This window comes from Paraburkholderia sp. BR10882, assembly GCF_040948855.1.
GTDB lineage: Bacteria > Pseudomonadota > Gammaproteobacteria > Burkholderiales > Burkholderiaceae > Paraburkholderia > Paraburkholderia nodosa_A.
In genome coordinates, this window is record NZ_JBFPKP010000017.1 from 117,409 (window position 1) to 141,428 (window position 24,020).

Consider the following 24,020-nt stretch of genomic DNA (forward strand, 5'->3'; position numbering starts at 1 on the left):
GTTGCACGCGCGGATTCGCACGAGCGCCCTCGATTTCGCGGCGCCGCGTTAGACTGTAGGCTCTCTGTTACCCGTGCGAAAACCTCATGCAACAGATGACCTTCATGGAATGCGTCAAGCGCGCATGGGCGAGCGCCTGGCAGGCCGCCGTGCAAATGCCGGTTCTCCTTGTGGGAACGTTTGTGATCTACGCGGCGCTCGGCTGGTTCGGGCTTGCCGGGCGGCCCGTACCGGCGGAAGGCGCAACGCCTTCCGCCGGACTCATTGCGCTCGGCAATCTCGCCTCGCTCCTGAATTCGCTTCTCTACCTCTGGTTCACGCTCAAGATCTCGCGCTTCGTGCTGCTAGGCGAGCGCAGCGCGCCGCTCATGCCGGCCGGGGCCAGGCCGTTCCTGCGTATTTTCGCGGTCGGTCTCATTCTGGCGGTCGCGCTCGGCGCCTTCGCGCTCTTGCTGTGGGTCGTGCTGCGGCCTCAATACCAGGGCGGCGCCGCGTTCCTCTTTCTGGTGGTCATTGCGATCTGGATGTTCGTGGCGGTGCGCCTCTCGCTGCTCTTTCCGGCGCTCGCCGTCGGCAGCAAGATCGCCTTCAGCGCCGCCTGGCGCGACAGCCGCGGGCATTTTTGGAGCCTCTTTGGCGTCACCTTCGTCGCCGCGCTGCCCATTGCGGTGTGCGGCCTGATCGTGCTGATCGGTATGGGCCTCGCGGGCGTCACGCCTGAAATCGTGCGGCAGCCGGGGTGGCTCACCGCGCTCGCCATTGGCCAGAGCATCGGCAATATCGTGTTTGCGCTGCTCACCACCACGGCACTTGCCTGGCTTTATCGGCGTTACGCGCAAGCCTTGACCTCGCCCTCCACGAGCTAATCTCTCACTACCAGATGCCCGGCACGAAGCGATAACGCACACGCGCCAGATACTCGCGGTAGCCGGGCAGATTTTCCGCCAGCGTTTGCTCTTCGCGCACCGCGCGATAGCCGATCCCCACGACCATCACGGGCACGCACGCAAGCCCCCACCACGAACCGAGCATGAGCGGCGTGCCGACGAGAAAGAGCAACGCGAAGCCATACATCGGGTGGCGCACATAGGCATACGGTCCGGTATCGCTGACTGTGTGCCCGCGTTCGCTCTGAATCTTCACCACGGGCGCCGCAAAGCGGTTCGCCGCGAACACGGCGCGCGTCGCGTAGATATCGACGAAGATGAAGATGGCGCCGAGCACGCTGAGCCATAGCGGCACGCGCGACCAGCCCATTCGCACGGCGTCGATTCCCATCAGGCAGAGCCACGCGCAAAAGCCCACCGAAACGCACAGCATGAACACGCGGTCCCACGGCTGTTGCGTGCGCTGCGCGAACGGCGCGAGCCGCTCGACCAGGAGACCCGGATCTTCGCGCCCGAGCCACAAGCCGATCCACACGCCGCACAACGCCCACTCGATGAGCCAGAGCCACGCCGCCGTCCACGCCAGCGTGCCCGCCGAAACGAACAACAGCACGCCCATCAATCCGAACCAGACTACGACTTGCACGAACAGCTTCGCCATTAGCGCTTTCGTCATTTTCAGCTCAGTCATGATGCCCTCCTTGCGCGCGGGGACGCTGACTCGCGTTCGCTCGCGCCTACTGCGTGGCGCTGTGCGACGCCATGCGCGCATATAGCGCGTCGGCATCGATACGCTGCCCCGCGCCGCCGCCCGCGATATCGATGCCGAAGCGTTCGCGCAGACAGTGCGCGAGTTCCGCTCCATTGGCGAGGTTACGCTCCTCGCTCACCTGGCCTTGCGCATCGCGCTCGGTAAAACGCTCGTTGAACAGGATCGCGCGGCCGCCTTCGCGCGCGATGCACGCGATCAGACTGAACGTGAAGAACGACTCGGGCGACGCCGACGTGTACCAGTTCGCCACTTCGTAATCGACCCACTCGGCAGGCGTCAATTCGAAGCGATAGAGATCGAACCACTTCTCGCCATCGTGCAATTGCAGCTTGCGCTCGTTCGCCGACAACGTCACGAGCCGCGCCGGTTCGTGCGGCGTCGGCTGTTCCGCATCGGTCGAGAACGAGAGCGGCGCGCGCAGCGTCGCGGCACCGAAGCCGCCGTCGACGAGCCAGGTATCGCCCTGCGCCTCCACGCGCAGCAGCATATGCGTGCGCGGCGTGCGAGCGCCGGGCTCACGACCGTACAGCACACGTGCGGCGAGCGGGGTGACCGTAAAACCCAGTTGCATGAGCACGTGCGCGAGCAGGGTGTTGTGCTCGAAGCAGTAGCCGCCGCGCCGCTTCGTCACGAGTTTCGCGACGATGTCCGGGAGCTTGATCGATACGTGCCGTCCCGCCAGCGGATCGAGATTCTCGAAAGGAATGGCAAGCGGGTGCAGACGCTGCAGTTCGCGCAGGACGGCGAGTGTCGCGGTGCGTGGACCGTCGTAGCCGATGCGGGCGAAGTACGCGTCGAGATCGAGTTCGTTGCCTGGGGAAATGTCGGTCATGGAGCCAGCTTGTCTTGAAGTTTGTGCGGCAAAACATGCGTACGCACACGCGATGATAAGCGACTTCATTCGCCTGACTGATTCATCAAACGCTAACGATCTGTAATCTGTAAATACACAAATGAAAGCACTTCGCAAGAATGCCTGTGATCCTGCGTAAAACAGGCGTAAGACAGTTGCGAATCATTCTCGTTTTTGTTGACGCTCGCATTTACTGTTAGTACGATGGCGCCGTCTGGAGATGTCGGGTATTCAGCGGCTTGCGAATAACAAATGCCAACGCGATCAATCAAGCAAACATTTCAATAAGTAAGGAATACGATGGAATTGACCCGAACCGTCCGCGTGCCTGCGCTCGCCTGCTCGCGCAGCGCAGCGCCGGGCCGCCCGGCGCGTCGGCGCGCACCGGCGTGGCGCGCCATTGCCGTGCTTGCCGCGAGCGTGACTTTCGCGAGCGGAGCTGCACGCGCCCAGAGCAACGCGAACCCCGACGCCGCGCCAGAAGCGCCGGAAGCCGACCTCGCCATTCAGGCGCAGCCGTCGAACTTCTGGACGGGCTTCTGGACGCGCCAGAACATGCTCGGCGACATGGGCGGCCTGCGGCCGTGGCTCGGCAAATACGGGGTGACGTTCCAGCTCACGGAGACGAGCGAGTACCTCGCGAACCTGCGCGGCGGTCTCAAGACCGGCGGCGCGTACGACGGCCTCACAACGGCAACGGTTCAGGTCGACACGAGCAAGGCGCTCGGCATTCCGGGCGGCCTCTTCAACGTGAGCGCCCTGCAGATCCACGGCACCAACCTGAGCACGTCGAACCTCGGCACGCTGAACACGGCGAGCGGCATCGAAGCGACGCCGACCACGCGCCTGTGGGAGCTGTGGTACCAGCAATCGTTCTTCAACAAGCGCCTCGACGTGAAGATCGGTCAGCAGAGTCTCGACCAGGAATTCATCGTGAGCCAGTACGGGGCGCTCTTCATCAACACGATGTTCGGCTGGCCGGCGCTGCCTTCGTACGACATGCCCTCGGGCGGTCCCGCCTATCCGCTCGCCGGTCTCGGCGTGCGCGTGCGCGGGCAGATCACACCTTCGTTGACGGCACTCGCAGGCGTGTTCTCAGGCGACCCGCTCGGCAACGATCCGAACAACCTTAGTGGTACGAACTTCAATCTGCGCAACGGCACGTTGTGGATCGGCGAGCTGCAGTACGCCATCAACCAGCCGTCCGAAGGCGAACTGGTCAGTGCGGACAATCACGGCCTGCCCGGCACCTACAAGGTTGGCTTCTGGTACAACACCAACTCGTTTGCCGACCAGCGTTTCGACAACACGGGCCTTTCGCTCGCGAATCCGGCTTCGACCGGCATCCCGGCGCAGCACCAGGGCAACTACAGCTTCTATGCGGTGGCCGACCAGATGATCTGGCGTCCCGATCCGGACGAGCCGCGCAGCATCGGCGTATTCGCGCGCGTGATGGGCGCGCCCGGCGACCGCAATCTCGTGAGCCTCGCGGCCAACCTCGGCATCGTCATGAAGGCGCCGTTCAAGGGACGCGATAACGACCGCGTGGGCCTTGCCGCCACCTACATCAAGGTCGGCAACAACGTGCACAACCTCGACCTCGACCAGCAGATGTTTACTGGCGGTCCGTACGGCGTGCGCACGCAGGAAACCGCGCTCGAAGCCACCTATCAGTATCAGGTCACGCCGTGGTGGATTCTCCAGGCTGACGCGCAATACACGTTCAACGCAGGCGCCGGCCAGAATCCGCAGGATCCGACCGCGCCGCTGCGCAATACGTTCGTGATCGGCGTGCGGACCAACATCACGTTCTAAGCCCACGCAAGCGCACCCGACCCATGTTCAACCCCAAGTCCTCGCGTCTTCCCGCCGGCGTGCGCGCCGGCCGCGCGAGGCACGGAGATTCAGTATGAAACACGCTACGCGCACGCTCCTGCAATGCACGGCCCACGCGGTCCGCTCCGCGCTCGCGCTTGCCGCCGCGGCGGCGCTCGCCGGCGCGCCGCTCGCCGCTCACGCCGACCCGCAGGGCCTGCTCGAGACCGTCAAGCATCACACCACGCTCATCAACACCGTGCCCGACAACGGCGACCAGAACCCGTATGCGATCTTCGTCGCGCCGGTTTCCTCCGGCGCGGTGAAAGAAGGCGACGTGCTGGTCGACAACTTCAACAACGCGGCCAACCTGCAGGGCACCGGCAGCACGATCATCGACTATCACCCCGACACGAAGCAGATGTCGCTGTTCGCGACGATTCCGCGCGATCTCAAGGAGTGCCCGGGCGGCGTCGGCCTTTCGACCGCGATGACGATGCTCAAGTCGGGCTGGGTCATCGTGGGTAGCACGCCGAGCAACGACGGCACGACCGGCACCAAGGGCGCGGGCTGCATGATCGTGCTCGACAGCAGCGGCAAGATTGCCAAGGTCATCAGCAGTCCCAACATCAATGACCCGTGGGGCAACATGGCCGTGGTCGACAACGGCGACCACGCCACGCTGTTCGTGAGCAATGCGGGCTTCGGCGTCGGCGGCGCAGACGGCAATCCGCCCGTGTTCAAGCAGGCCACGGTGCTGCGGCTCGACCTCGACATCCCGAGCGGCCAGGCACCGGTCCTGAAGAGCGAAACCGTGGTGGCGAGCGGCTTCGGCGCGCAGGCAGACAAGGGCGTTTTCCTCGTCGGCCCGACCGGCCTCGCGCTTTCGGCGGACAACAAGCTGCTCTATGTGTCCGACGCAATCGGCAACCGCATCAACGTGATCGAAGACCCGCTCACGCGCGACACGAGCGCGGGCGTGGGCCGCCAACTGACCGCCGATGGCCTGCTGCACCGTCCGCTCGCCATGATCACCACGCCGCAGGGCCACCTGCTCGTCACGAATGCCTTGAACGGCCAGGTCGTCGAGATCGATCCGGCCGCGGCAAAGCAGCTGTACGCGCGCTGGATCGATACGGACAAGGCGCAAACGCCTCCGGGCAACGGCGATCTTTTCGGCATCGCGCTGACCCCGGCAGGCGACGGCTTCTACTACGTGGAAGACGACGTGAACACTCTCGTGCTGGCTAAATAATCATGTCCTCCGACGATACCCCTAACCAACCATCGCGCCCCGCGCGTCGCGGCTTCCTGAAAGCCGGCGCTGCGCTCGGCGCGAGCCTCGGCGCAGGCGCGGCCACGAGCGGCCTCGCCCAGGCCGCCGAGGCAAAGCATCACGCGATGCCCGCCGACCCGATGCTCGCCGTCGAGCCGTTCTACGGCGAGCACCAGGGCGGCATCGTGACGCCGCAGCAGGCGCACACGTATGTCGCGGCCTTCGACCTCACGACGACCTCGCGCGACGACGTCATCAACCTGCTGCGCAAGTGGACCGAGTCTGCGGCGCGCATGAGCCAGGCGCAGCCCGCTGCCGCGCTCGACTACACCGGCGACGACCACCCCGCGGCCGACTCCGGCGACGTGCTGGGCCTCGGCCCGGCGGGCCTCACGGTCACCTTCGGCTTCGGCCCCGGTCTCTTCACGTCGCAGGACAAGGATCGCTACGGTCTCGCGCGCAAGCGCCCCGCCGCACTCGTCGACCTGCCGCGCTTCAACGGCGACCAGCTGATCGCGCAAAAAACCGGCGGCGATCTCTTCGTGCAGGCGTGCGCCAACGATGCGCAAGTCGCTTTCCACGCAGTGCGCCAGCTCGCGCGCCAAGGCTATGGAATCCTGACGATGCGCTGGGGCCAGGCGGGCTTTCTCTCGGGCCCGCGCGCGCAAACACCGCGCAACCTCATGGGCTTCAAGGACGGCACGAACAACCCGCCGACCACGGACCCGAAGGCGATGAACCAGTTCGTCTGGGCCACCGCCGCCGACGCGCCCTGGATGCAGGGCGGCACCTATACCGTGGTGCGCCGCATCCGCATCACGATGGAGCACTGGGACCAGATGGAACTGGGCTTCCAGGAGCAGGTGTTCGGCCGCCACAAATACAGCGGCGCGCCTCTCGGCCAGATGAAGGAGTTCGACAAAGTCGATCTCGAGGCGCAAGACAAGGACGGCAATCCGCAGATTCCCGAGAACTCGCACGTGCGTCTCTCGAATCGCGCGTCGAACAACGGCGCGCAGATCCTGCGCCGCTCGTACTCGTACAACGACAGCACGGACTTCTACATCGAGCGCTGGCCGCCGTGGCGCCAGGAAACCGAATATGACGCGGGCCTCATCTTCATTGCCCACCAGGGCGATCCGCGTACGGGCTTCATTCCGATCAACGAAAAGCTCGCGAAGTTCGACATGATGAACCAGTTCACGACGCACGTGGGCAGCGCGATCTTCGCGTGCCCGCCCGGCGCGAAGGCGGGCTCGTTCATCGGCGCGGAGCTGTTCAGCGCCTGAGATCGCTTTAGTTCAATCGATAACAACGGACAACGAAGCAATATGAAATTATCCATGATGCGCGCGCCGCTGTGCGCCGCCACCCTCTCGCTCGCGCTTGCCGGCATGCTGCCGCTCGCCGCGCACGCGGCCTCGATCACGCTCTACAACGCACAGCACGAGCAGGTCGTGAACCAGCTTGCGAAAGACTTCCAGCAGCAGACCGGCATCGACGTGAAGATCCGTAGCGGCGAAGGCCCGGCGCTCGCGGCCCAGCTCGTCGCCGAAGGCGAAAAGACGCCCGCTGACGTCTACTTCACGGAAAACTCGCCTGAACTGATGCTGCTGGAAGAAAAGGGTCTGCTCGCCCCCGTGCAGAAAGCGACGCTGGCGGTCGTGCCCGAACGCTTCAACTCACCGCAAGGGCAATGGGTGGGCGTGACCGCGCGCGAGAACGTGCTTGCGTACAACACGGCCAAGGTGCAGCCCGCGCAATTGCCGAAGTCGATTTTCGATCTCGCCAAACCCGAATGGAAGGGCAAGGTCGGCATCGCGCCGAGCGACGCCGACTTCCTGCCGCTCGTCGACGCCGTGCTCGCCGTGAAGGGCGAGGCCGCCACGCTCGAATGGCTCAAGGGTCTCAAGACCAACTCGCAGATCTTCGACGACGACGAAGGCGTGGTCGCTGCCGTGAATCGCGGCGCGGTCGCCACCGGCATCATCAACAACTACTACTGGGACCGCCTGCACGCCGAGATCGGCGACAAGAAGACGCAAAGCGCCGTCGCGCACTTCGCCGATGGCGACGTGGGCGCGCTCGTCAATGTTTCGGGTGCCGCCGTGATGAAGTCCGCGCACAATGTGGACGGGGCACAGAAGTTCCTCGCCTATCTCGTGAGCGAGCGCGCGCAGAAGCTGATGGCGCAGGACCACATCAGCTACGAGTACCCGCTGCGTCCCGGCGTGGCGAGCGACCCCATCAACAAGCCGTTCGAGCAGCTGAAGCCGCCCGCGCTGACCATCCAGCAGCTCGGCGACGACAGCCAGGCGGGCAAGCTGCTGCGTCAGGCTGGCCTGCTGTAATCGGCATGGAGTACGAAGCAATATCGTGAGCGAAGCAGTGACGACGGCACAAGCCGTGCCAAAGTCTCATCAAGTCGATGTCGCGGGGGTCCCGCCCCAGCGCACGCGGCGGCGTGCGCCGCGAGCGCTCTTCGCCGCCGCTGCGCTCGGCCCGCTGCTGGTGCTGCTGCCGCTCGCGCTGACGTTCTGGCGCGCGCTGTCCTTTGGTCTGGCCGACGCCGCCGAACTGATCTTCCGGCCGCTGGTTGGCGAGTTGCTCGTCAACACGCTCTCGATTACCGTTTCGGCCACGCTCGCCTGTGCTGTGCTCGGCACCGCGGTGGCGTGGCTCGTCGAGCGTACCGACGTGCCGGGGCGGCGCGCCTGGGCGCTCCTCGCCGCCGCGCCGCTCGCCATGCCCGCGTTCGTCACGAGCTACGCGTGGGTCTCGCTGAGCCTCGATTTGCAGGACTTCCTCGGCGCGTTCATCGTCATCACGACGGCCTACTTCCCGCTCGTCTATTTGCCCGTGGCCGCCGCGCTGCGCGGCCTCGATCCCGCACTCGAAGAATCGGCGCGCGCGCTCGGCTGCAACCGCTGGGCTGTTTTCGTGCGCGTCGTGCTGCCGCAACTGCGTCCCGCGCTGTTCGGCTCGATGCTGCTCGTCGCGCTTGGCGTGCTCTCCGAATTCGGCGCATTCACGCTGCTGCGCTTTCGCACGTTCACCACCGAAATCTACGCGGAATACCGCACGAGCTTCGATGGCGGCGGCGCCTCGCTGCTGGCCTGCGTGCTGATCCTGCTCTGCCTCGTGTGCCTCGTGCTCGAGTTCCGCGTGCGCGGACGCGCGCGCTACGAGCGCGTGGATCGCGGCGCGCGCCGCGTGAGCGTGCGCCATGCGCTCGGCCGCTGGCGCTGGCCTATGGCGGCGGGTTTCGTCGCGCTCAATGTGGCGACGCTAGGCGTGCCGCTCGCGATGATCGGCTACTGGCTCACGCAGCCCGGCGCCGCCGCGATCACGCCCGCCGATGTCTCGCCTGAGTTGCTGGTTTCGACCACGTTCGCCTCGCTGCGCCTCGGACTCACGGCCGCGTTTTTCACCACGCTGCTCGCGCTGCCGCTCGCGTATTTGCTCGCGCGCCATCCCGGCCGCGCCGCCACGTTTCTCGAACGCACGGCCTTCATCGCGCAGGGCGTGCCCGGTCTCGTCATTGCGCTTGCCATCGTTTCCCTCGCGGTACGCGCGCTCGAACCGCTCTACCAGGGCACCACGCTGCTGATTACGGCGTACGCGATCCTCTGTCTGCCGCTGGCTCTCGTTAGTGTGCGCGCAGCGCTCCTTCAAGCACAGCAGCGCCTCGAAGATACGGCGCGCGCGCTCGGCCTGGGATGGTTCGCAACGTTGCGCCGCGTCGTGCTGCCGCTCGCGGGTCCCGGCCTCGGCGCGGCGGCCTCGATGGTATTCATCTCGGTGGTCACCGAACTGAACGCCACGCTGCTGCTCGCGCCCATCGGCACGCACACGCTCGCCACGCAGGTCTGGACCGACACCTCGACGCTCGCCTTCGCGGCCGCCGCGCCCTATGCCGCGCTCCTCACCGCACTTTCGCTCGCCGCTTCGGGTCTGCTGTTCGCGTTTGCGGGCCGCTCCGCGCTCGCGGGCCATGCAACGGTCAATATACCGGTCGATACGATCAACGCGCCGCCCGACGACGCCTGAGCCTCAGTTAGCCCGAAAGTTAGCCCCAAGTTAGCCCATGAGCACACTTCGCATTTCCGGCCTGAAAAAGGCCTTCGACGGCCATCCGGTCCTGCACGGCATCGATCTTTCCGTGCGCTCGGGTTCGCTCGTCGCGCTACTCGGGCCGTCGGGCAGCGGCAAGACCACGCTGCTGCGCGTGCTGTGCGGCTTCGAACGCGCCGACGCCGGCACGATCGAGATCGACGGCCGCCGCGTCGCCGCAGACCGGCTGCATCTGCCGACCGAGCAACGTCATATCGGCTACGTGCCGCAAGAGGGTGCGCTCTTTCCGCACCTCACGGTTGCGGAGAACATCGTGTTCGGCCTGCCGCGTGCGCAGCGGCGCACGCATCATCGCGTGGCCGAATTGCTCGAACTCGTCGGTCTTCCGGAATCCTATGCTTTGCGCGCGCCGCAACAGCTCTCGGGTGGCCAGCAGCAGCGCGTGGCGCTCGCTCGCGCGCTCGCGCCCTCGCCCGGCCTCGTGATGCTTGACGAACCATTCTCGTCGCTCGATGCCGCGCTGCGCGTCGAAACGCGCGAAGCCGTGGCGCGCGCGCTCGCCGCTGCCGGCGCGACCGCCGTGCTCGTCACGCACGACCAGGCCGAGGCGCTCTCGCTCGGCCACGAGGTCGCCGTGCTGTGGCGCGGCAAGCTGCTGCAGAGCGGGCCGCCGCAAACGCTGTATCGCCGCCCGGCCACGCGCGAACTCGCGGCCTTCATCGGCGAGGCGGTGCTACTACGGGGAACGGTGGCCAACGGGCGGGCGCATTGCGTGCTCGGCGCGCTGCCGATCCAGCCAGACCAGCATGCGGCAGAAGGCGCCGTGGATGTGATGCTGCGCCCCGAGCAGATCGACGTGCTCCCCGAAACCGACCAGCGCGACGGCGCGCTCGAAGCGGTGGTGCAGGCCATCACCTTCCAGGGCCAGGATGCCGCGCTCACGCTGCAATTGATCGATGCGCACGCAACGGTCCGAGCGCGCGTGCCCGGCTATCGCACGCCGCGCGAAGGCGAGCGCGTGCGGCTCGCGGTGGGCGGAGAAGTGAGCGTCTATCCGCGCTGACGCGGCACCGAAAGGTCCTGCACCATCTGCTGCGCGAGGTAGTCGCAAGTCGGCCGGTTCGATTTGACACTGCGCGCCACCACGATTTCCAGTGGCTCGATCTTCGGCAGACCCTGCGCCTCGCCGAGGATCGCGAAGCGCGCCGGCACGCTGCAGCGCGTGAGCGCGACGATCGCAATGCCCGCCTCCACCGTCGCCGTCAAACCCATCAAGCTCGCACTGCTATATGCAGCGCGGTAGCGGATGTGCGCGCCGTCGAGCGCCGCCACGGTATGCGCGCGCGCCACGCTGCCGTGCTCGTAGAGCCCCACCGGCAACGGCGACATGGCAAGCGGCGCGGGATCGGTGGCGGACCCCACCCAGACCATCTCCTCGGCGCGCACGAACTCGCCGCGCATCTTGCGGTCACGCGTGACGAACGCGATGTCGATCTTGTTGTCCGCCAGCATCGGCCCGAGCGCGACGCTCTGCGCACAGACGATCTCGATCTCCACATGCGGATAAAGCGTCGAGAAGCGCCGCAACACCGGTGACAGCAGCGACGCCATATAGTCGTCAGGCGCGCCGAGCACCACGCGCCCCGTCACCTCGGGCCGCACCAGCGCCGCCCACGCCTCCTCCTGCAGATCGAGCGCGCGCCGCGCATATTCGAGCAGCGTGTTGCCCGGGCGCGTGAGCGCGAGATTGCGCGTATCGCGCGTAAATAGCGTGGTGCCCAGCATCTGCTCGAGCCGCTTGACCTGCATGCTCACCGCCGCCTGCGATCGATGCACGGCCACGGCACCCTTCGTGAAGCTGCCCGCATCCGCGACGGCGGCGAAGGTGCGTAGCAAATCGATGTCGAATTCGGGGTTCATACGCTGGGTGGCCGGGTCGCGGCCTATTCATAAGCTGCGTTGATGGAATTCTTCAATTTAATTCGTTTGCCCGCGCCCCGCAACCGGCGAATACTTAACCTGTCTCCAACCCCCTTTCGATCCCCCCGCTCCGGCCATGCAATCCGAACATCACGGCAACCGTCAGCAAGGCGTCTTCATGCTCGCGGGCGGCGGCCTCCTGATGGGCACGATCGGCGTGTTCGTCGAGGAGGCGCGTCTCGGCGCCCTCACGCTCGTGTTCTTCCGCTGCTTTTTCGGCATGCTCGCGCTCGCCGGGTACTGCGCGTACAAGGGCTGGCTCTCGCCGCGGCAGTTCACGCGCCGCACGCTCGCGCTCGCGGTGATTTCAGGCGTGCTGATGGTCACGCAGTGGGTGGCTTTCTTCGACGCGATCCATCGCACGAGCATTGCCGTTTCGACGGTCGTGTTCCATGTGCAGCCGTTCTGGGTCGTGCTGATGGGCGCGGCGATCTTTCATGAGCGGCTCGGCGCCGACCGGCTGGGCTGGATCGGCATCGCGTTCGTGGGGCTCGTGCTCGCTTCCGGCGTGCTCGCCGAAGCCCATGTGGCCGATCGCACGAGCTACATGATCGGCATTGGCGAGTCGCTGGGCGGTTCGGTGCTCTATGCGAGCGTCACACTGATCGCCAAGAGCCTGCGCAACTTTCGCCCGCATCTGCTCACGCTGACGCAATGCGTGGTGGGCTCCGTGTGCCTGCCGCTCATCGCGCCATTTTTTGCGCCGCTCGAACTCGTGCATATCTCGGCCACGCAATGGAGCTGGCTCGTGGGCATGGGGGTGCTGCACACGGGGCTATCGTACGTGCTGATCTACGGCGCGCTGCCGATGTTGACCACGCCCGTGATCGCCGTGCTGCTGTTCGTATATCCGCTCACTGCGATCGCCGTCGATGCGATCGTCTACGGTCGCGCACTGAGTGTGCCGCAGCTTGCGGGCATGGCGCTGATCGTGGCGGCGAGCCTCGGGGTCAATCTCGGCTGGCGCCTGTTGCCGCCGAGGCTCGTGAAGGCGCGGCGCTAACCAACGCGCCGCATATCGGGCTCAGGACGGCAGCGTTTGACCCTTCGTTTCCGGCGCGAACGGAATGATCAGAAGCCCGAGAACGAAGGCCAGCGCCGTGAGCGCCACCGGCACGCCGAGCGTATGCATACGCAGCACGGCCGCGCCAAGCAGGAAGTTCACGCCCGCGCCCACGAAGCGGCCAAACGACGTGCAGAACGCGAACGCCGTTGCGCGCACACGCGTTTCGAACTGTTCGGGCAGCCACAGGCTGAACAGCGCGAAGTTGCCGCCGAAGAAGCCCAGCACGAAGAGCAGCGCGATGAACGGCACGAGTCCGTTCTGCAGGTAGAACGCCCAGCCGAAGCTCGCCGCGATCGTCACGGCCATGCCAGCGAAATAGACGGCGAGCGTCCACCTGCGGCCGATGCGCTCGGCCATGGGCGGCAGTGCGAGACAACCCAGAATCGTGCCGATCGACAGGATGCCCGTGGCGATAGAAGCCGTGCGGATCGCCTCGGACTTGTTCGCGCCCGCCTTCGTCGCCAGCTGGATCACGGCGGACGGCTCATAAACCGCGCCTGCCCACAACCCGATGATCGCGATGGTCAGCAGCGCGCACGCCACCACGGTGCGCAGGCGGTAGACATCGCCGAAGATTTCACGCAGCGGGTGGCCGCGGTGCACATGGCTCGCCTCCGACTTCTGCCACTTGGCCGGCTCCTCCACACGCGTGAGCACGAGAATGGCCACCACCACCGGCACCGCACCCGTGAGGAACATGGCGCGCCAGCCGAAGTGCACGCCGACCGTGTAATTGAGCGCGGCCGCAATGAAGAAGCCCGCGTAGTACCCGGTCTGCAGATAGCCCGCGCCCATCTTGCGGCGATCCTCGGGCCACGATTCGGCCACGTAAGTGCCCGCGAGCGCCCACTCCCCGCCGATGCCCACGCCCGCGAGAAAGCGATAGATGCCGAGCGACCAGACGCTCTGCGCGGTAGCCGAAAGTCCCGTGAAGATCGCAAACATGAAGATGGTGCCGGCCAGCACGCGCGTGCGCCCGAAGCGGTCCGCAAGCGGCCCCCAGATGAAGGACAGCCCCCAACCCACGAGGAAGAGCGCGAACAGGATCGAGCCGGCAAGCCCGATGTTCGCCGCACTCGCCTCATAGCCCGAGCGCGGCAGCAGCTCCGTGAGCGCGGGCGTGAGCACGAGTGCGTAGATGAACGAGTCCATCCCGTCGAGCGTCCAGCCTGCCCAGGCGCCCCAGAAACCGGCGATCTGCGACCGGTTGAGCGGTGTCTTGGTGCGAGTTCGCCGTGCGGACTCGGTGATCGAATTCATGATGCTCATCTCTCCATTGATGCCTCGCCAGCCCACGCAGCAAGATGCGCACGCACGCCGCGAAACGCGGAAATGCAGGCCGCGGCAGTGCCGGCCCTCTTCAGGAACTCCCTGTAAGCCCCCGTTCTTCTTACCCGTCTATAGTGAATCTGGTGTTTCGGCGTTGCGGGTTTTCGAGGCTTTCGCCTTGGTCGTTTTATATATAATATTTGATCTCATGAGCGACGCAACGAATGGTTTTCCCCTGGAAGGCGCGGCAGCGCCTCGCACCAGCACCTCGCGCATGATCGCCGACGCCCTGCGCAGCGCGATCGTCGAGGGCAAGCTCGCGCCCAATGCGCCGCTGCGCCAGGACGCGATCGCGCGGCATTTCTCGGTCAGCGCGATCCCCGTGCGCGAGGCGCTGCGCCAGCTCGCGAGCGAAGGCTGGGCGAAGATCGAGGTAAACAAGGGCGCGAGCGTGGCCTCGCTCTCCGCCGACGAAGCGCGCGAGATCTACGAGATCCGCTCCGCGCTCGAAAGCCTCGCGCTCGGCCTCGCCATTCCGAATCACACGAGCGCCACGCTGCGCGAAGTGACCGCGCTGGCCGCCGCCGCGAAACGCGAACGCGATCCGTCGCTCTATGTCGCGCGCAACGAGGCTTTTCACATGAACCTCTACGCGCCCGCCGGCCGCCCGCAGCTCATGGAGATGCTCACCGCCCTGCATCGCCGCGGCGAACGCTATCTGCGCCTGAAATTCGGCTTTCCCGAATACAAGGGCGAATCCGATAGTGAGCACGCCGAAATTCTCGCCGCCGTGAAGCGCGGCGACGTGCTCACCGCGCAAAAGCTCGTGGCCGAGCACCTGCTCGGCACGGGCGAACTCATCTACCGTTTCCTGACCGAGCGCGCCGCGCTGCCTGCAGTGGCAACTTCAGTGCCACCTTCGGTGCAAACTGCCGCCGCAAAACCGCGCGCCGCCTCTTCCCGCTCACGGAGCCGAACTGCCGATGAAGCCTCAAGCTGATACGCCAACCTCGCCTGACCTCGCGCCGCGTTCGTGGACCACGCGCCGCGACGACAAGGCCCGCCGCCTCGCCGCCGTGTCGGGCTGGCTCGAAGACGGCGTCCTGCCCGCCTCGCGCATGACCGATGCGCTCGAACTGCTGATCCGCCCGGGCGACCGCGTCGCGCTGGAAGGCGACAACCAGAAGCAGGCCGACTTCCTCTCGCGCTCGCTGGCCAAGGCCGATCCGGCCAAGGTCAACAACGTTCACCTGCTCATTTCGAGCATCAGCCGCCCCGAGCATCTGACGCTGTTCGAGCGCGGCATCGCGCACCGCGTGGACTTCGCGTTCGCGGGGCCGCAGAGCCTGCGCGTCGCGCAACTGCTCGAAGACGGCCAGCTCGAAGTGGGCGCGATCCATACCTATGTCGAGCTGTACGCACGCATGTTCGTCGACCTGATTCCCCAGGTCGCGCTGCTGTGCGCCGAGAAAGCCGACCGCCACGGCAATCTCTACACCGGCCCGAACACCGAAGACACGCCGACCATCGCCGAGGCCGCCGCGTTCAGCCAGGGCATCGTGATCGTTCAGGTCAACGAAATTGTCGATGAACTGCCGCGCGTGGACATTCCCGGCTCGTGGGTCGACGTGGTCGTGCAGGCCGACCGCCCGTTCGCGGTCGAGCCGCTCTTTACGCGCGATCCGCGCCACATCGGCGACTTGCAGGTGCTCACCGCGATGATGGTCATCAAGGGCATTTACGCGCCCTATGGCATCGCCGCGCTCAATCACGGTATCGGCTTCGACACCGCCGCGATCGAATTGCTGCTCCCCACGTACGGCGAATCGCTGGGCCTCAGGGGCAAGATCTGCCGCAACTGGACGCTCAATCCGCACCCCACGCTGATTCCCGCCATCGAATCGGGCTGGGTGGAGAGCGTGCATTGCTTCGGCAGCGAAGTGGGCATGGAAGCCTATATCGCCGCGCGGCCCGATGTGTTCTTCACGGGCAGCGATGGCAGCCTGCGCTCGAACCGCGTGCTGTGCCAGCTCGCGGGGCAATACGCAGTGGATCTCTTCATCGGCTCGACGCTGCAGATCGACGCGGACGCGAACTCGTCCACCGTCACGCGCGGCCGGCTCGCGGGCTTTGGCGGCGCGCCGAACATGGGCCACGATCCGCGTGGTCGGCGCCATGCGAGCGAAGCATGGCTCAAGCTGCTCAAGGACAACGGCCCGGTTTCGCGCGGCCACAAGCTCGTTGTGCAACTGGCGGAAACGTGGAAGAAAGGCGGCGAGCCGACCTTCGTCGACGAACTCGACGCCATCGCCGTGGGCCAGAAGAGCGGCATGCCTGTCGCGCCCGTGATGATCTATGGCGACGACGTGAGCCATGTCGTGACCGAAGAAGGCATTGCGCACCTGCATCGCGCAGAGGGCATCGACGAGCGCCGCGCCGCGCTCGCGGCCGTGGCGGGCGTGACGCCGATCGGCCTGCGCGCCCAGCAGCAGAAAACCGACGAACTGCGCCGCCGCGGCATCGTGCAGTTCCCCGAGGATCTCGGCATTTTGCGCGGCGAGGCCAAGCGCTCGCTGCTCGCGGCACGCAGCATCGACGATCTTGTGACGTGGTCGGGCGGGCTCTATACGCCGCCGGCCCGATTCCGTAGCTGGTAAGCGCGATGCGTACGCTTCCTCTTACGGTGCTTGCCGAGGGCTCGGCGGGTCTCGCGCGGCGGCTCCCGTGCGCCAGCGACTCGCGGCCGTCCTCCTGCGACGCGCAGCTCGCCCGCTTCGCCCGCGACGCGCTGATCGAAGAGGCGCGCCTCACGCCCAAGCCCGCGCTCGTGGACGCACGCGGTAGCGGCGCGCACAGCGATCTCGATCTCGCGACGATGCTGCGCTCGGCGCATGCGCTCGAGCCCACGTTCGAAGCGCTCGCGCGCGCTTCGCGCCGGGCCGCGCCCGGCACGGCGCTGCGCACCGATCTCGCACGCATCGGCCGTGCCGGCGAAGCCGCGATGATGCGCGCGACGCAAGGCAGCAACGCGCATCGCGGCGCGATCTGGATTGTCGGTCTGCTGGTGGCGGGCGCGGCGATCGTGCATACGCCGCAAAGCAGCGACAGCGAATATGCCCACGCGGCGCACATCTGCGAAACGGCTGCACAGATCGCGCGCTTCGACGACCTGCTCGCGCAGCCCGTGCAAAGCAACGGCGAGCGCGTGCGTCAGCGCTACAACGTAGGCGGTGCGCGCAGCGAAGCGCAAGAGGGTTTTCCGCATGTCGTGCGCGTGGGCCTGCCCGCACTGCACGCCGCGCGCGCGCGAGGCCACGACGAAGCCCACGCGCGCGTGGACGCCTTGCTCGCGATCATGGCCTCGCTCGACGACACCTGCGTGCTGCATCGCTCGGGGCTCGCCGGGCGCGAGGCCGCTCGAGCGGGCGCGCAGCGCGTACGGGACGCGGGCGGCCTTGCCACGCAAGCCGGCCGCGCCGCGTTCGATGCGCTCGAACGCGCGTTGCTCGCACTCAACGCATCGCCGGGTGGCGCGGCCGATCTGCTTGCCGCGACGCTTTTCATCGACAGACTGGTTCAGCACCGCATGGGCGGGAGGACGGTTTCATGGAACAACTGACATTCGACTATCCGGCGCAACGCGCCGTGACGACGCGCGCCCACGTGGGCGTGGTGGGCTCGGGCGATCTCGAAGTGCTGCTGCAGCCCGCGAGCGACATGCAGGCACGCGTGGTCGTGCATACGAGCGTGGACGGCTATAGCCACATCTGGAAGAGCGTGCTCGACCGCTTCTTCACGCGCTACGACGGCGCGGCGCTCATCGAGATCAACGACTTCGGCGCCACGCCCGGCGTGGTGGCGCTCCGTCTCGCGGAAGCCGTGGAAGCCGCGCAGGAGGCGCAGTCATGAGCAGCACAAATCAACTGACGCCCGGCGCGCTGCTGCGCGAGAGCTTCATCGAATTGAGCGCGCGCGAACGCGCGGCCGCCGTGCTGGACGCGGGCACGTTCCGAGAACTTCTTGGGCCCTTCGACCGTATCGAATCGCCGTGGCTGCCGTTGCAGGGCATCGTCTGCCAGGCCGACGACGGCGCAGTGATCGCGCGCGGCACCATCGACGGGCAGCCCGCTGTCGTAGCCGCGATCGAATCAGCGTTCCAGGGCGGCAGCATCGGCGAAGTGTCGGGCAGCAAGATCGCCGCCGCACTCGAACTGGCGCTCGCCGACTGCGAGCGCGGCAAGATCGTGCGGCCCGTCATCCTGTTCGAAACCGGTGGCGTGCGTTTGCAGGAGGCCAATCTCGGCCTCGCTGTGATTGCGGAGATCCAGTCGGCCATCGTCGCGTTGCGCGCGCATGTGCCCGTGGTCGGCGTGATCGCGGGCATGGTGGGTTGTTTTGGCGGCATGTCGCTCGCGGCGGCCCTGTGTTCGACGCTCGTGATGACGAAGCAAGGGCGCCTCGGCATGAATGGCCCTGAGGTGATCGAGCAGGAAGCCGGCATCGAGGAACTCGATTCGAGCGATCGCCGTCAGGTGTGGCAATTGATCGGCGGCGAGCAGCGCGCGCAAACCGGTTTCGCCGATGCGCTCGTCGAAGACGCCGTGGACGACGTGCGCGCCGCCGTGCGCGCGGCGTTTGCACAAGGCGCGCCGCACACGCCGCGCTCGGCAGATGTGGATGCCATGCTCGCGAAACTCGCGCAGATCGATCCCGCCAGCGTCACCCCCGAAACGATGCGTGCGGTGTTCGCCGCTTCGCCCCTGAACCTGCGCGGAGAAAGCGCATGAACGACACGACGACGAGCCGCGGTTCACGCTGGCTGCGCGCCCTCGCGGGCGTAGACACACAAGGCGCGTGCGTGCAATACGCCGACGCGCCGCTCGACGACGAGACCGCGCGCTTCATCACTGTCGCACCCGATCCCGCGAACCGCTTTCCGCGTGCGCGCGACAACGTGGTGGGCCTCGAACAGGGCTGGCGTCTCGCGAAGGCGGTGCGCGAAGCGATTGCCGAGGACGCCGCGAGCGGCAAGCGCCGCCCCATCATTGCGATCGTCGATGTGAAGAGCCAGGCCTACGGCTATCGCGAGGAGATGCTCGGCATTCACCTCGCCTGCGCCTCGGCCGTGGACGCCTACGCGAGCGCGCGGCTCGCGGGGCATCCCGTAGTGGCGCTGATCGTCGGGCCCGCCATGTCGGGCGCGTTCCTCGCGCACGGCTATCAGGCCAACCGCATCGTCGCGCTCGACGCGCCCGGCACGATGGTCCACGCCATGGGCAAGGAAGCGGCGGCGCGGGTCACGCGGCGCAGCGTCGAGGACCTCGACGAGTTGGGCGAAAAGATCGTGCCGATGTCGTATTCGATGGCTTCGTTCGCGAAGCTCGGTCTGCTCGACGAGTTGATCGAAGGCGTCGATGCCGACGCGCCGAGCGATGCACAGATTGCACGCGTGCGCGATGTGCTCGCACAGAGGGTGCGGGAAGCACGCGGCGACAAGAGCGGCCTCGCGCATCGTCTGCAAGGCGCGTCGGCGCAGCGTACGCGTGCGGCATCGATCGAGGTGCGCAAGCGTCTGGCGCAACAGTGGGACGCTAGCTGATGCGCGTGTGCGCCGCCCCGCCGTTCGCTGCCGATGCGCCGCGCGTGGACGACACGCGCTGGCGCGCGCACGACTTGCTGCGCATCGCGCGCCACCCCCCATCAGGCGACGAGCCGGATTGGGTACGCGGCGCGCTCGCGCGCGCGCCCTGGGTGGTCGTGCGGCGCACGTGCGCGGCGGCGGGTTTCGTGGCTGTGGGCGTGCGCGGCAGCGTACGTTCGGAGCGCTTCGGCACCTGGCTCAATACTGAGGATATCGAATCATCTGCCAGTCCGGAGGATCTGCTCGGCGTTGAGCCGCTTCGCGCACGCCGCGCACTGCCTGCGTTCATCGCGCTTGCTACCCTGCGCACGGGCGCCTCGCCATTGCGCAGTTACGTTTGGGGCCCAACGGGCAGCGCCGGCTTCGAACTCGCCACGGGCGTACCCACCCTCACCGCATCGAGCGATCTCGACATCCTGATTCGCCTGCCGCAACGCGTCTCACGCGCGGCGATCGAGTCGCTTGCGCAGACGCTCGCGCAGGCCGCCAGCCGCGCAGGCACACGCATCGACGCGCAACTCGAAACGCCCGCAGGCGGTGTCGCGCTCGCCGAACTCGCTGCCCACAAGCCGCGCGTGCTCGCGCGCGCTTCCAGCGGTGCGCAACTTGTCGCCGACCCGTGGCAAGCAGCATGACGCTCGCCCTGCTCTTTCCGGGCCAGGGCGCGCAAAACGCCGGCTTCCTCCACAGGCTGCCGCAACACGACGCCGTGCGGGCCACGCTCGACGAGGCGTCGGCGGCACTCGGCTTCGACGTCATCACGCTCGATAGCGGCGACGCCTTGCGCTCCACAATTGCCGTTCAGATCGGCCTCGTGGTCGCGGGCGTGGCCGTGGCGCGTGCGCTCGCGCACGAAGGACTCGCGCCGCAATTCAGCGCAGGGCTTTCCGTGGGCGCCTATGCGGCCGCGGTAAGCTGCGAGGCCCTGGCGTTTGGCGACGCACTGCGGATGGTGCGCAAACGCGCCGAGTTGATGGAAAACGCGTGGCCCTCGGGCTACGGCCTCACGGCCGTCGCGGGGCTGAGCGAGACGCAGGTCGAAACGCTCGCCGATGCGCATGCGCGCGAAGGCGGCGAGCGAGTGTATGTGGCGAACGTCAACGCGCCGCGCCAGATCGTCGTGGCCGGCGCCGACGGCGCGCTCGAAGCCTTCGCGGCCCGCGCGCTCGCCGCTGGCGCGCGCAAGGCGCAACGGCTCGCGGTGGCCGTTCCTTCGCATTGCGAACTATTGGCCGATGCCGCCGATGCGCTCACCGAGTGGGCGCGCGACATACCGTTTCGTACGCCGCGCAGCGTCTACGTCGACAATCGCGGCGGCAGACCCCTCTACACCGCCGACGCCGTCCGCGCCGATCTCGCCACCAATATGCGCTACACGGTGCGCTGGTACGACGCGCTCACCGTCATGATCGAGTCGGGCGCAAGCGTGCTGGTCGAAGCGCCGCCCGGCCAGGTGCTCACGGACATCGCGCGCGAGCAGTATCCCGAGGTGACCGCGCTCGCGGGCTCGAGTTTGCCGCTGGAGCGTCTCGTCGCAATCGTGCGGCGCCGGCTCGGCCAGGACGGCTGATCGCCGCGCAAATGCCGAGTTGGCGTTTATGCGCATAAATTCTTATTTTATTTTTAGCGCCCAGCTACTCGCGCGAGCATAGTCCGCGCACTGAACATCGGCGATTTAATACCCTTCCACAGCGATCTAGGCGCCTATTTTCGCAAACGTGGCATTATGACGCGAAACGTGAGGCTCACGCGTTCGCCGCTCACGGCGGGCTCCTTCGGCACGCGATGCCGCCATTGCGCCTGGGTCTTGCCCTGCATCACGAGCAGGCTGCCACTCGTCAGCTGAAAAGAACGCACCACGCCCGTCGCGTTGTGGCGCAAGTCGAAGCGCCGCGTCGCACCGAGGCTCAGCGAGGCAATCACCGGCTCAGGGCCGAGTTCGGGTTCGTGGTCCGCGTGCCAACCCATGCTGTCCGTTCCCGTGCGGTAACGGTTGAGCAGCACGCTGTTGAAGCGAACGCCGCAAAGCGCAGAGATGGCGTCGCGCAGCTCGGCTACCTGGCTCGTCCACGGCTGCGGGATGTTTCGGATGCCTGAATAGACGTACATCGCGCCTTCGTCGCCCTGCCAGGCCGTGAGGCGCGGCTGGTCCACCCAGCCGCCGGGCGTGCGAATACGTTCCTGGCGCCAGTCGGCCTCGGCTATGATGCGCGCGAGCGCGTCGGCGGCCGGCTCTGGCGCGAGCCATGCCGGATGCCATGCCACGTCAGGGGCAGGCGTATCGTCGAAAAGATCGAACATCGGGCGTGCTTCTATCGAGCGGGAAAGCAGCCAGTTTCGCATGGCGCGGACCCGGCCGCCGCCCGCCCTCGCCTCCCGCAGGATTGCGAATCAACAGAAACGACAAACAGGCGATTCAGGTGAGCAGTGCGATATAGAACACCGCCGCGCCGATGAGCGCGCCGACGAAGCAGAAGCCTTCGGCGGGTTCGTCGGTGGTGCGGGATCGCAGCCAGGCGCCCAGCACGCCGAACATGCCCGCAATACCGAGCGCGACGAACACCATCACGACATCGAACAACGCGCTTCGGCCAATTTCGAGAATGTCGATGTTCTTGACCGCGATATACAGCGCGATGGCCATGATCGACAGAACGACCATCGGCAGCATGACATGGCTGCCCTCGTGCCCGACGTGACGACCATGCAAACCCTCATGCAGCCCATGTGCGACCGGCCGGATTCCTTTCATGATCCGTCTCCCCCAGAGCGCCCGAAACCACGCGGGCCTCATTTCGAGCATAGTCCATCGCAAGGGCCGATTCAATGGACGTTTAATAGAGTGCGCTCGGCCCCAACGAGAACATAGTGCGACGGGTGAGATCGCGCTGGCAATCCAGGGAAATGCCGCACTGCCACAGTCGGAGGCGGGAAAGCGTCAAGGCCCACGCATACACGCATGCATGTATGTCGATGCACGTCGATGATGCATCGCAGCGCGCAAACCCCAATCCGCCGCCATCTATCGGCACGAAGTCTGCTGCGCCGGTAAAATGCAACGCAGCCTACCTCTACTGCCCGGTCGGCCGGGTTTCGACCGGGCCTCGATGGTTGGGCTTTGCTGCAGCGCGCCGAGCCCGGCACGCCAGCCTACGCCGGTCCGCTCCCATCCGTTCGCGCCGCCATGCCCCGACTCTCCTTTCTGGTCCGCTTCATCGCCATCGGCGTGCTGCTGCATGTTTATGTCGGCTTTCGCCTGATTCCCGACCTGAGCGTGCCAGCCGCCGGCAAGTGGCTCGCCGTGCTGTGGCTCGTGCTCTCAGTGCTGTTCATCCCGCCCGGCATGCTCGCGCGGCGCTTCAAGCGCCAGCCGCTCGGCGACCGCCTCGCCTGGATCGGCATGCTCGCCATGGGCTTCTTCTCGTCGCTGCTCATGCTGACGATCGCGCGCGACATCGTGCTCGCCTCGGCCATGACCGTGGAGGCACTGTGGCCCAAAGCCATCGATCTCGCCGGCTGGCGCACCGTGAGCGCCGCCGCGGTGATCGCGCTTGCGTTCCTCTCCTCCGGGTTCGGCTTCTTCAACGCGCGGCGGCGCGCGCGCGTGCGCAACGTCGAGGTGCCGATTCGCGGCCTGCCCGCCGCGCTCGACGGCTTCACGATCGTGCAACTGAGCGACATCCACGTCGGCCCGACGATCAAGCACGGCTACGTCGACGCCATCGTGCGCGCCGTGAACCAGCTCGACGCCGACGTGGTCGCTATCACGGGCGACGTGGTGGACGGCAGCGTGGCGCATCTCGCCGCGCACACCGCGCCGCTCGGCAAGCTCAACGCGCATCACGGCGTGTATCTCGTGACCGGCAACCACGAGTACTACTCGGGCGCGGACGCCTGGATTGCCGAGTTCCGCCGCATCGGCCTCACGGTGCTGATGAACCAGCATGTGGTGATCGAGCATGGCGGCGCGCGGCTCGTGCTGGCCGGCGTGACCGACTACACGGGCGGCCAGTTCGATCCCGCGCACCGCAGCGATCCGGCCGAAGCGCTGCGCGGCGCGCCCGCCGACGTCAACACGCGCGTGCTGCTCGCGCACCAGCCGCGCACGGCCCACGCCGCCGTCGATGCGGGCTTCACGCTGCAACTCTCCGGCCATACGCACGGCGGCCAGATTTTCCCGTGGAATTTTCTCGTGCGGCTGCAGCAGCCGTTCACTGCGGGCCTCGAAAAGCTCGGCAGCCTGTGGGTCTACACGAGCCGCGGCACGGGCTACTGGGGGCCGCCCAAGCGCCTTGGCGCGCCTTCGGAAATCACGCGCGTGCGGCTGGTGGGCGCACAGTGAACCCCTGGGCGCGCTGCGCCCGACGGCCCGCGCGGCCTTGCCGGT

The 24,020-nt window shown here is 66.7% G+C and carries 23 protein-coding genes; 17 read left to right on the forward strand and 6 right to left on the reverse strand.

Annotated elements, in window-relative coordinates; translation table 11 throughout:
* Positions 1 to 86: 86 nt before the first annotated feature.
* On the forward strand, positions 87 to 866 hold the full coding sequence (locus AB3X99_RS31670; RefSeq protein ID WP_368619146.1) for a hypothetical protein: 780 nt from the start codon (positions 87 to 89) through the stop codon (positions 864 to 866).
* 7 nt (positions 867 to 873) lie between these two features.
* On the opposite strand, the gene AB3X99_RS31675 is transcribed toward AB3X99_RS31670, so the two are convergent.
* Both AB3X99_RS31675 and AB3X99_RS31680 read right to left on the reverse strand, forming a co-directional pair.
* Positions 874 to 1,578, reverse strand: a complete 705-nt coding sequence (locus AB3X99_RS31675; RefSeq protein WP_246089213.1) for an isoprenylcysteine carboxylmethyltransferase family protein — start codon at positions 1,576 to 1,578, stop codon at positions 874 to 876.
* Between the two features lie 46 nt (positions 1,579 to 1,624).
* Complete coding sequence (locus tag AB3X99_RS31680) at positions 1,625 to 2,491, reverse strand: arylamine N-acetyltransferase (protein ID WP_368619147.1); 867 nt, start codon at positions 2,489 to 2,491, stop codon at positions 1,625 to 1,627.
* 321 nt (positions 2,492 to 2,812) lie between these two features.
* Between AB3X99_RS31680 and AB3X99_RS31685 the strand changes: the two genes are divergently transcribed.
* The 6 genes from AB3X99_RS31685 (at position 2,813) to AB3X99_RS31710 (ending at position 10,740) form a co-directional block, all read left to right on the forward strand.
* Positions 2,813 to 4,327, forward strand: a complete 1,515-nt coding sequence (locus AB3X99_RS31685) for a carbohydrate porin (protein WP_368619148.1) — start codon at positions 2,813 to 2,815, stop codon at positions 4,325 to 4,327.
* 94 nt (positions 4,328 to 4,421) lie between these two features.
* Positions 4,422 to 5,582, forward strand: a complete 1,161-nt coding sequence (locus AB3X99_RS31690; RefSeq protein WP_069268726.1) for a hypothetical protein — start codon at positions 4,422 to 4,424, stop codon at positions 5,580 to 5,582.
* Positions 5,583 to 5,584: 2 nt separating this feature from the next.
* A complete protein-coding gene (gene efeB, locus AB3X99_RS31695) occupies positions 5,585 to 6,892 on the forward strand; it encodes an iron uptake transporter deferrochelatase/peroxidase subunit (RefSeq protein WP_368619149.1) in 1,308 nt (435 codons plus the stop codon).
* Positions 6,893 to 6,997: 105 nt separating this feature from the next.
* Positions 6,998 to 7,954, forward strand: a complete 957-nt coding sequence (locus tag AB3X99_RS31700) for an iron ABC transporter substrate-binding protein (RefSeq protein WP_368619164.1) — start codon at positions 6,998 to 7,000, stop codon at positions 7,952 to 7,954.
* Between the two features lie 55 nt (positions 7,955 to 8,009).
* The gene (locus AB3X99_RS31705) at positions 8,010 to 9,653 is read left to right on the forward strand and encodes an ABC transporter permease (RefSeq protein WP_368619165.1); all 1,644 of its coding nucleotides are present in this window, start codon (positions 8,010 to 8,012) and stop codon (positions 9,651 to 9,653) included.
* Between the two features lie 37 nt (positions 9,654 to 9,690).
* Positions 9,691 to 10,740, forward strand: a complete 1,050-nt coding sequence (locus tag AB3X99_RS31710) for an ABC transporter ATP-binding protein (protein ID WP_368619150.1) — start codon at positions 9,691 to 9,693, stop codon at positions 10,738 to 10,740.
* On the opposite strand, the gene AB3X99_RS31715 is transcribed toward AB3X99_RS31710, so the two are convergent.
* Positions 10,728 to 11,597 carry a LysR family transcriptional regulator gene (locus AB3X99_RS31715; protein WP_069268722.1) on the reverse strand — a complete coding sequence of 290 codons (870 nt, stop codon included), beginning with the start codon at positions 11,595 to 11,597 and terminating at the stop codon, positions 10,728 to 10,730. The two genes, AB3X99_RS31710 and AB3X99_RS31715, sit on opposite strands and share 13 nt — an antisense overlap.
* Before the next feature lie 136 nt (positions 11,598 to 11,733).
* On the opposite strand from AB3X99_RS31715, the gene AB3X99_RS31720 reads away from it, so the two are divergent.
* Positions 11,734 to 12,660, forward strand: coding sequence for a DMT family transporter (locus AB3X99_RS31720; RefSeq protein ID WP_342950242.1), 927 nt, complete (start codon positions 11,734 to 11,736; stop codon positions 12,658 to 12,660).
* Between the two features lie 21 nt (positions 12,661 to 12,681).
* On the opposite strand, the gene AB3X99_RS31725 is transcribed toward AB3X99_RS31720, so the two are convergent.
* On the reverse strand, positions 12,682 to 13,983 hold the full coding sequence (locus AB3X99_RS31725; RefSeq protein WP_069268720.1) for an MFS transporter: 1,302 nt from the start codon (positions 13,981 to 13,983) through the stop codon (positions 12,682 to 12,684).
* A gap of 217 nt (positions 13,984 to 14,200) precedes the next feature.
* On the opposite strand from AB3X99_RS31725, the gene AB3X99_RS31730 reads away from it, so the two are divergent.
* Genes AB3X99_RS31730 through mdcH form a run of 8 tightly spaced genes read left to right on the forward strand, consistent with a single transcriptional unit; the run spans position 14,201 to position 21,203 of the window.
* Complete coding sequence (locus AB3X99_RS31730; protein WP_342950240.1) at positions 14,201 to 14,992, forward strand: GntR family transcriptional regulator; 792 nt, start codon at positions 14,201 to 14,203, stop codon at positions 14,990 to 14,992.
* Positions 14,976 to 16,649 carry a malonate decarboxylase subunit alpha gene (mdcA, locus tag AB3X99_RS31735; protein WP_069268719.1) on the forward strand — a complete coding sequence of 558 codons (1,674 nt, stop codon included), beginning with the start codon at positions 14,976 to 14,978 and terminating at the stop codon, positions 16,647 to 16,649. Before AB3X99_RS31730 ends, mdcA begins: the two co-directional genes overlap by 17 nt.
* Before the next feature lie 5 nt (positions 16,650 to 16,654).
* Positions 16,655 to 17,611, forward strand: a complete 957-nt coding sequence (locus AB3X99_RS31740) for a triphosphoribosyl-dephospho-CoA synthase (RefSeq protein ID WP_368619151.1) — start codon at positions 16,655 to 16,657, stop codon at positions 17,609 to 17,611.
* On the forward strand, positions 17,599 to 17,901 hold the full coding sequence (locus AB3X99_RS31745) for a malonate decarboxylase subunit delta (RefSeq protein ID WP_042265098.1): 303 nt from the start codon (positions 17,599 to 17,601) through the stop codon (positions 17,899 to 17,901). The genes AB3X99_RS31740 and AB3X99_RS31745 overlap by 13 nt, the downstream gene beginning before the upstream one ends.
* On the forward strand, positions 17,898 to 18,779 hold the full coding sequence (locus AB3X99_RS31750) for a biotin-independent malonate decarboxylase subunit beta (protein WP_368619152.1): 882 nt from the start codon (positions 17,898 to 17,900) through the stop codon (positions 18,777 to 18,779). The genes AB3X99_RS31745 and AB3X99_RS31750 overlap by 4 nt, the downstream gene beginning before the upstream one ends.
* Positions 18,776 to 19,591, forward strand: a complete 816-nt coding sequence (mdcE, locus tag AB3X99_RS31755; protein WP_368619153.1) for a biotin-independent malonate decarboxylase subunit gamma — start codon at positions 18,776 to 18,778, stop codon at positions 19,589 to 19,591. The genes AB3X99_RS31750 and mdcE overlap by 4 nt, the downstream gene beginning before the upstream one ends.
* Positions 19,591 to 20,268 (forward strand): malonate decarboxylase holo-ACP synthase, encoded by a 678-nt coding sequence (locus AB3X99_RS31760; protein ID WP_368619154.1) that lies wholly within the window; start codon positions 19,591 to 19,593, stop codon positions 20,266 to 20,268. Before mdcE ends, AB3X99_RS31760 begins: the two co-directional genes overlap by 1 nt.
* Positions 20,265 to 21,203 carry a malonate decarboxylase subunit epsilon gene (mdcH, locus tag AB3X99_RS31765; protein WP_368619155.1) on the forward strand — a complete coding sequence of 313 codons (939 nt, stop codon included), beginning with the start codon at positions 20,265 to 20,267 and terminating at the stop codon, positions 21,201 to 21,203. The genes AB3X99_RS31760 and mdcH overlap by 4 nt, the downstream gene beginning before the upstream one ends.
* Positions 21,204 to 21,337: 134 nt before the next feature.
* Here the strand turns inward: mdcH and AB3X99_RS31770 are convergent, their stop codons facing one another.
* Both AB3X99_RS31770 and AB3X99_RS31775 read right to left on the reverse strand, forming a co-directional pair.
* On the reverse strand, positions 21,338 to 21,934 hold the full coding sequence (locus tag AB3X99_RS31770; RefSeq protein ID WP_368619156.1) for an alpha-ketoglutarate-dependent dioxygenase AlkB: 597 nt from the start codon (positions 21,932 to 21,934) through the stop codon (positions 21,338 to 21,340).
* Between the two features lie 115 nt (positions 21,935 to 22,049).
* Positions 22,050 to 22,385 carry a hypothetical protein gene (locus tag AB3X99_RS31775; protein ID WP_069268713.1) on the reverse strand — a complete coding sequence of 112 codons (336 nt, stop codon included), beginning with the start codon at positions 22,383 to 22,385 and terminating at the stop codon, positions 22,050 to 22,052.
* Positions 22,386 to 22,817: 432 nt separating this feature from the next.
* Between AB3X99_RS31775 and AB3X99_RS31780 the strand changes: the two genes are divergently transcribed.
* Positions 22,818 to 23,975, forward strand: a complete 1,158-nt coding sequence (locus tag AB3X99_RS31780; RefSeq protein WP_069268712.1) for a metallophosphoesterase — start codon at positions 22,818 to 22,820, stop codon at positions 23,973 to 23,975.
* The last annotated feature ends 45 nt before the right edge of the window (positions 23,976 to 24,020 follow it).

What these genes read in the sequence shown, in the direction of transcription:
- AB3X99_RS31670 (WP_368619146.1), top strand. Translation starts at nt 87, where the DNA reads ATGCAACAGATGACCTTCATGGAATGCGTCAAGCGCGCATGGGCGAGC.
- AB3X99_RS31675 (WP_246089213.1), bottom strand. Translation starts at nt 1,578, where the DNA reads ATGACTGAGCTGAAAATGACGAAAGCGCTAATGGCGAAGCTGTTCGTG.
- AB3X99_RS31680 (WP_368619147.1), bottom strand. Translation starts at nt 2,491, where the DNA reads ATGACCGACATTTCCCCAGGCAACGAACTCGATCTCGACGCGTACTTC.
- AB3X99_RS31685 (WP_368619148.1), top strand. Translation starts at nt 2,813, where the DNA reads ATGGAATTGACCCGAACCGTCCGCGTGCCTGCGCTCGCCTGCTCGCGC.
- AB3X99_RS31690 (WP_069268726.1), top strand. Translation starts at nt 4,422, where the DNA reads ATGAAACACGCTACGCGCACGCTCCTGCAATGCACGGCCCACGCGGTC.
- efeB (WP_368619149.1), top strand. Translation starts at nt 5,585, where the DNA reads ATGTCCTCCGACGATACCCCTAACCAACCATCGCGCCCCGCGCGTCGC.
- AB3X99_RS31700 (WP_368619164.1), top strand. Translation starts at nt 6,998, where the DNA reads ATGCTGCCGCTCGCCGCGCACGCGGCCTCGATCACGCTCTACAACGCA.
- AB3X99_RS31710 (WP_368619150.1), top strand. Translation starts at nt 9,691, where the DNA reads ATGAGCACACTTCGCATTTCCGGCCTGAAAAAGGCCTTCGACGGCCAT.
- AB3X99_RS31715 (WP_069268722.1), bottom strand. Translation starts at nt 11,597, where the DNA reads ATGAACCCCGAATTCGACATCGATTTGCTACGCACCTTCGCCGCCGTC.
- AB3X99_RS31720 (WP_342950242.1), top strand. Translation starts at nt 11,734, where the DNA reads ATGCAATCCGAACATCACGGCAACCGTCAGCAAGGCGTCTTCATGCTC.
- AB3X99_RS31725 (WP_069268720.1), bottom strand. Translation starts at nt 13,983, where the DNA reads ATGAATTCGATCACCGAGTCCGCACGGCGAACTCGCACCAAGACACCG.
- AB3X99_RS31730 (WP_342950240.1), top strand. Translation starts at nt 14,201, where the DNA reads ATGAGCGACGCAACGAATGGTTTTCCCCTGGAAGGCGCGGCAGCGCCT.
- mdcA (WP_069268719.1), top strand. Translation starts at nt 14,976, where the DNA reads ATGAAGCCTCAAGCTGATACGCCAACCTCGCCTGACCTCGCGCCGCGT.
- AB3X99_RS31740 (WP_368619151.1), top strand. Translation starts at nt 16,655, where the DNA reads ATGCGTACGCTTCCTCTTACGGTGCTTGCCGAGGGCTCGGCGGGTCTC.
- AB3X99_RS31745 (WP_042265098.1), top strand. Translation starts at nt 17,599, where the DNA reads ATGGAACAACTGACATTCGACTATCCGGCGCAACGCGCCGTGACGACG.
- AB3X99_RS31750 (WP_368619152.1), top strand. Translation starts at nt 17,898, where the DNA reads ATGAGCAGCACAAATCAACTGACGCCCGGCGCGCTGCTGCGCGAGAGC.
- mdcE (WP_368619153.1), top strand. Translation starts at nt 18,776, where the DNA reads ATGAACGACACGACGACGAGCCGCGGTTCACGCTGGCTGCGCGCCCTC.
- AB3X99_RS31760 (WP_368619154.1), top strand. Translation starts at nt 19,591, where the DNA reads ATGCGCGTGTGCGCCGCCCCGCCGTTCGCTGCCGATGCGCCGCGCGTG.
- mdcH (WP_368619155.1), top strand. Translation starts at nt 20,265, where the DNA reads ATGACGCTCGCCCTGCTCTTTCCGGGCCAGGGCGCGCAAAACGCCGGC.
- AB3X99_RS31770 (WP_368619156.1), bottom strand. Translation starts at nt 21,934, where the DNA reads ATGTTCGATCTTTTCGACGATACGCCTGCCCCTGACGTGGCATGGCAT.
- AB3X99_RS31775 (WP_069268713.1), bottom strand. Translation starts at nt 22,385, where the DNA reads ATGAAAGGAATCCGGCCGGTCGCACATGGGCTGCATGAGGGTTTGCAT.
- AB3X99_RS31780 (WP_069268712.1), top strand. Translation starts at nt 22,818, where the DNA reads ATGCCCCGACTCTCCTTTCTGGTCCGCTTCATCGCCATCGGCGTGCTG.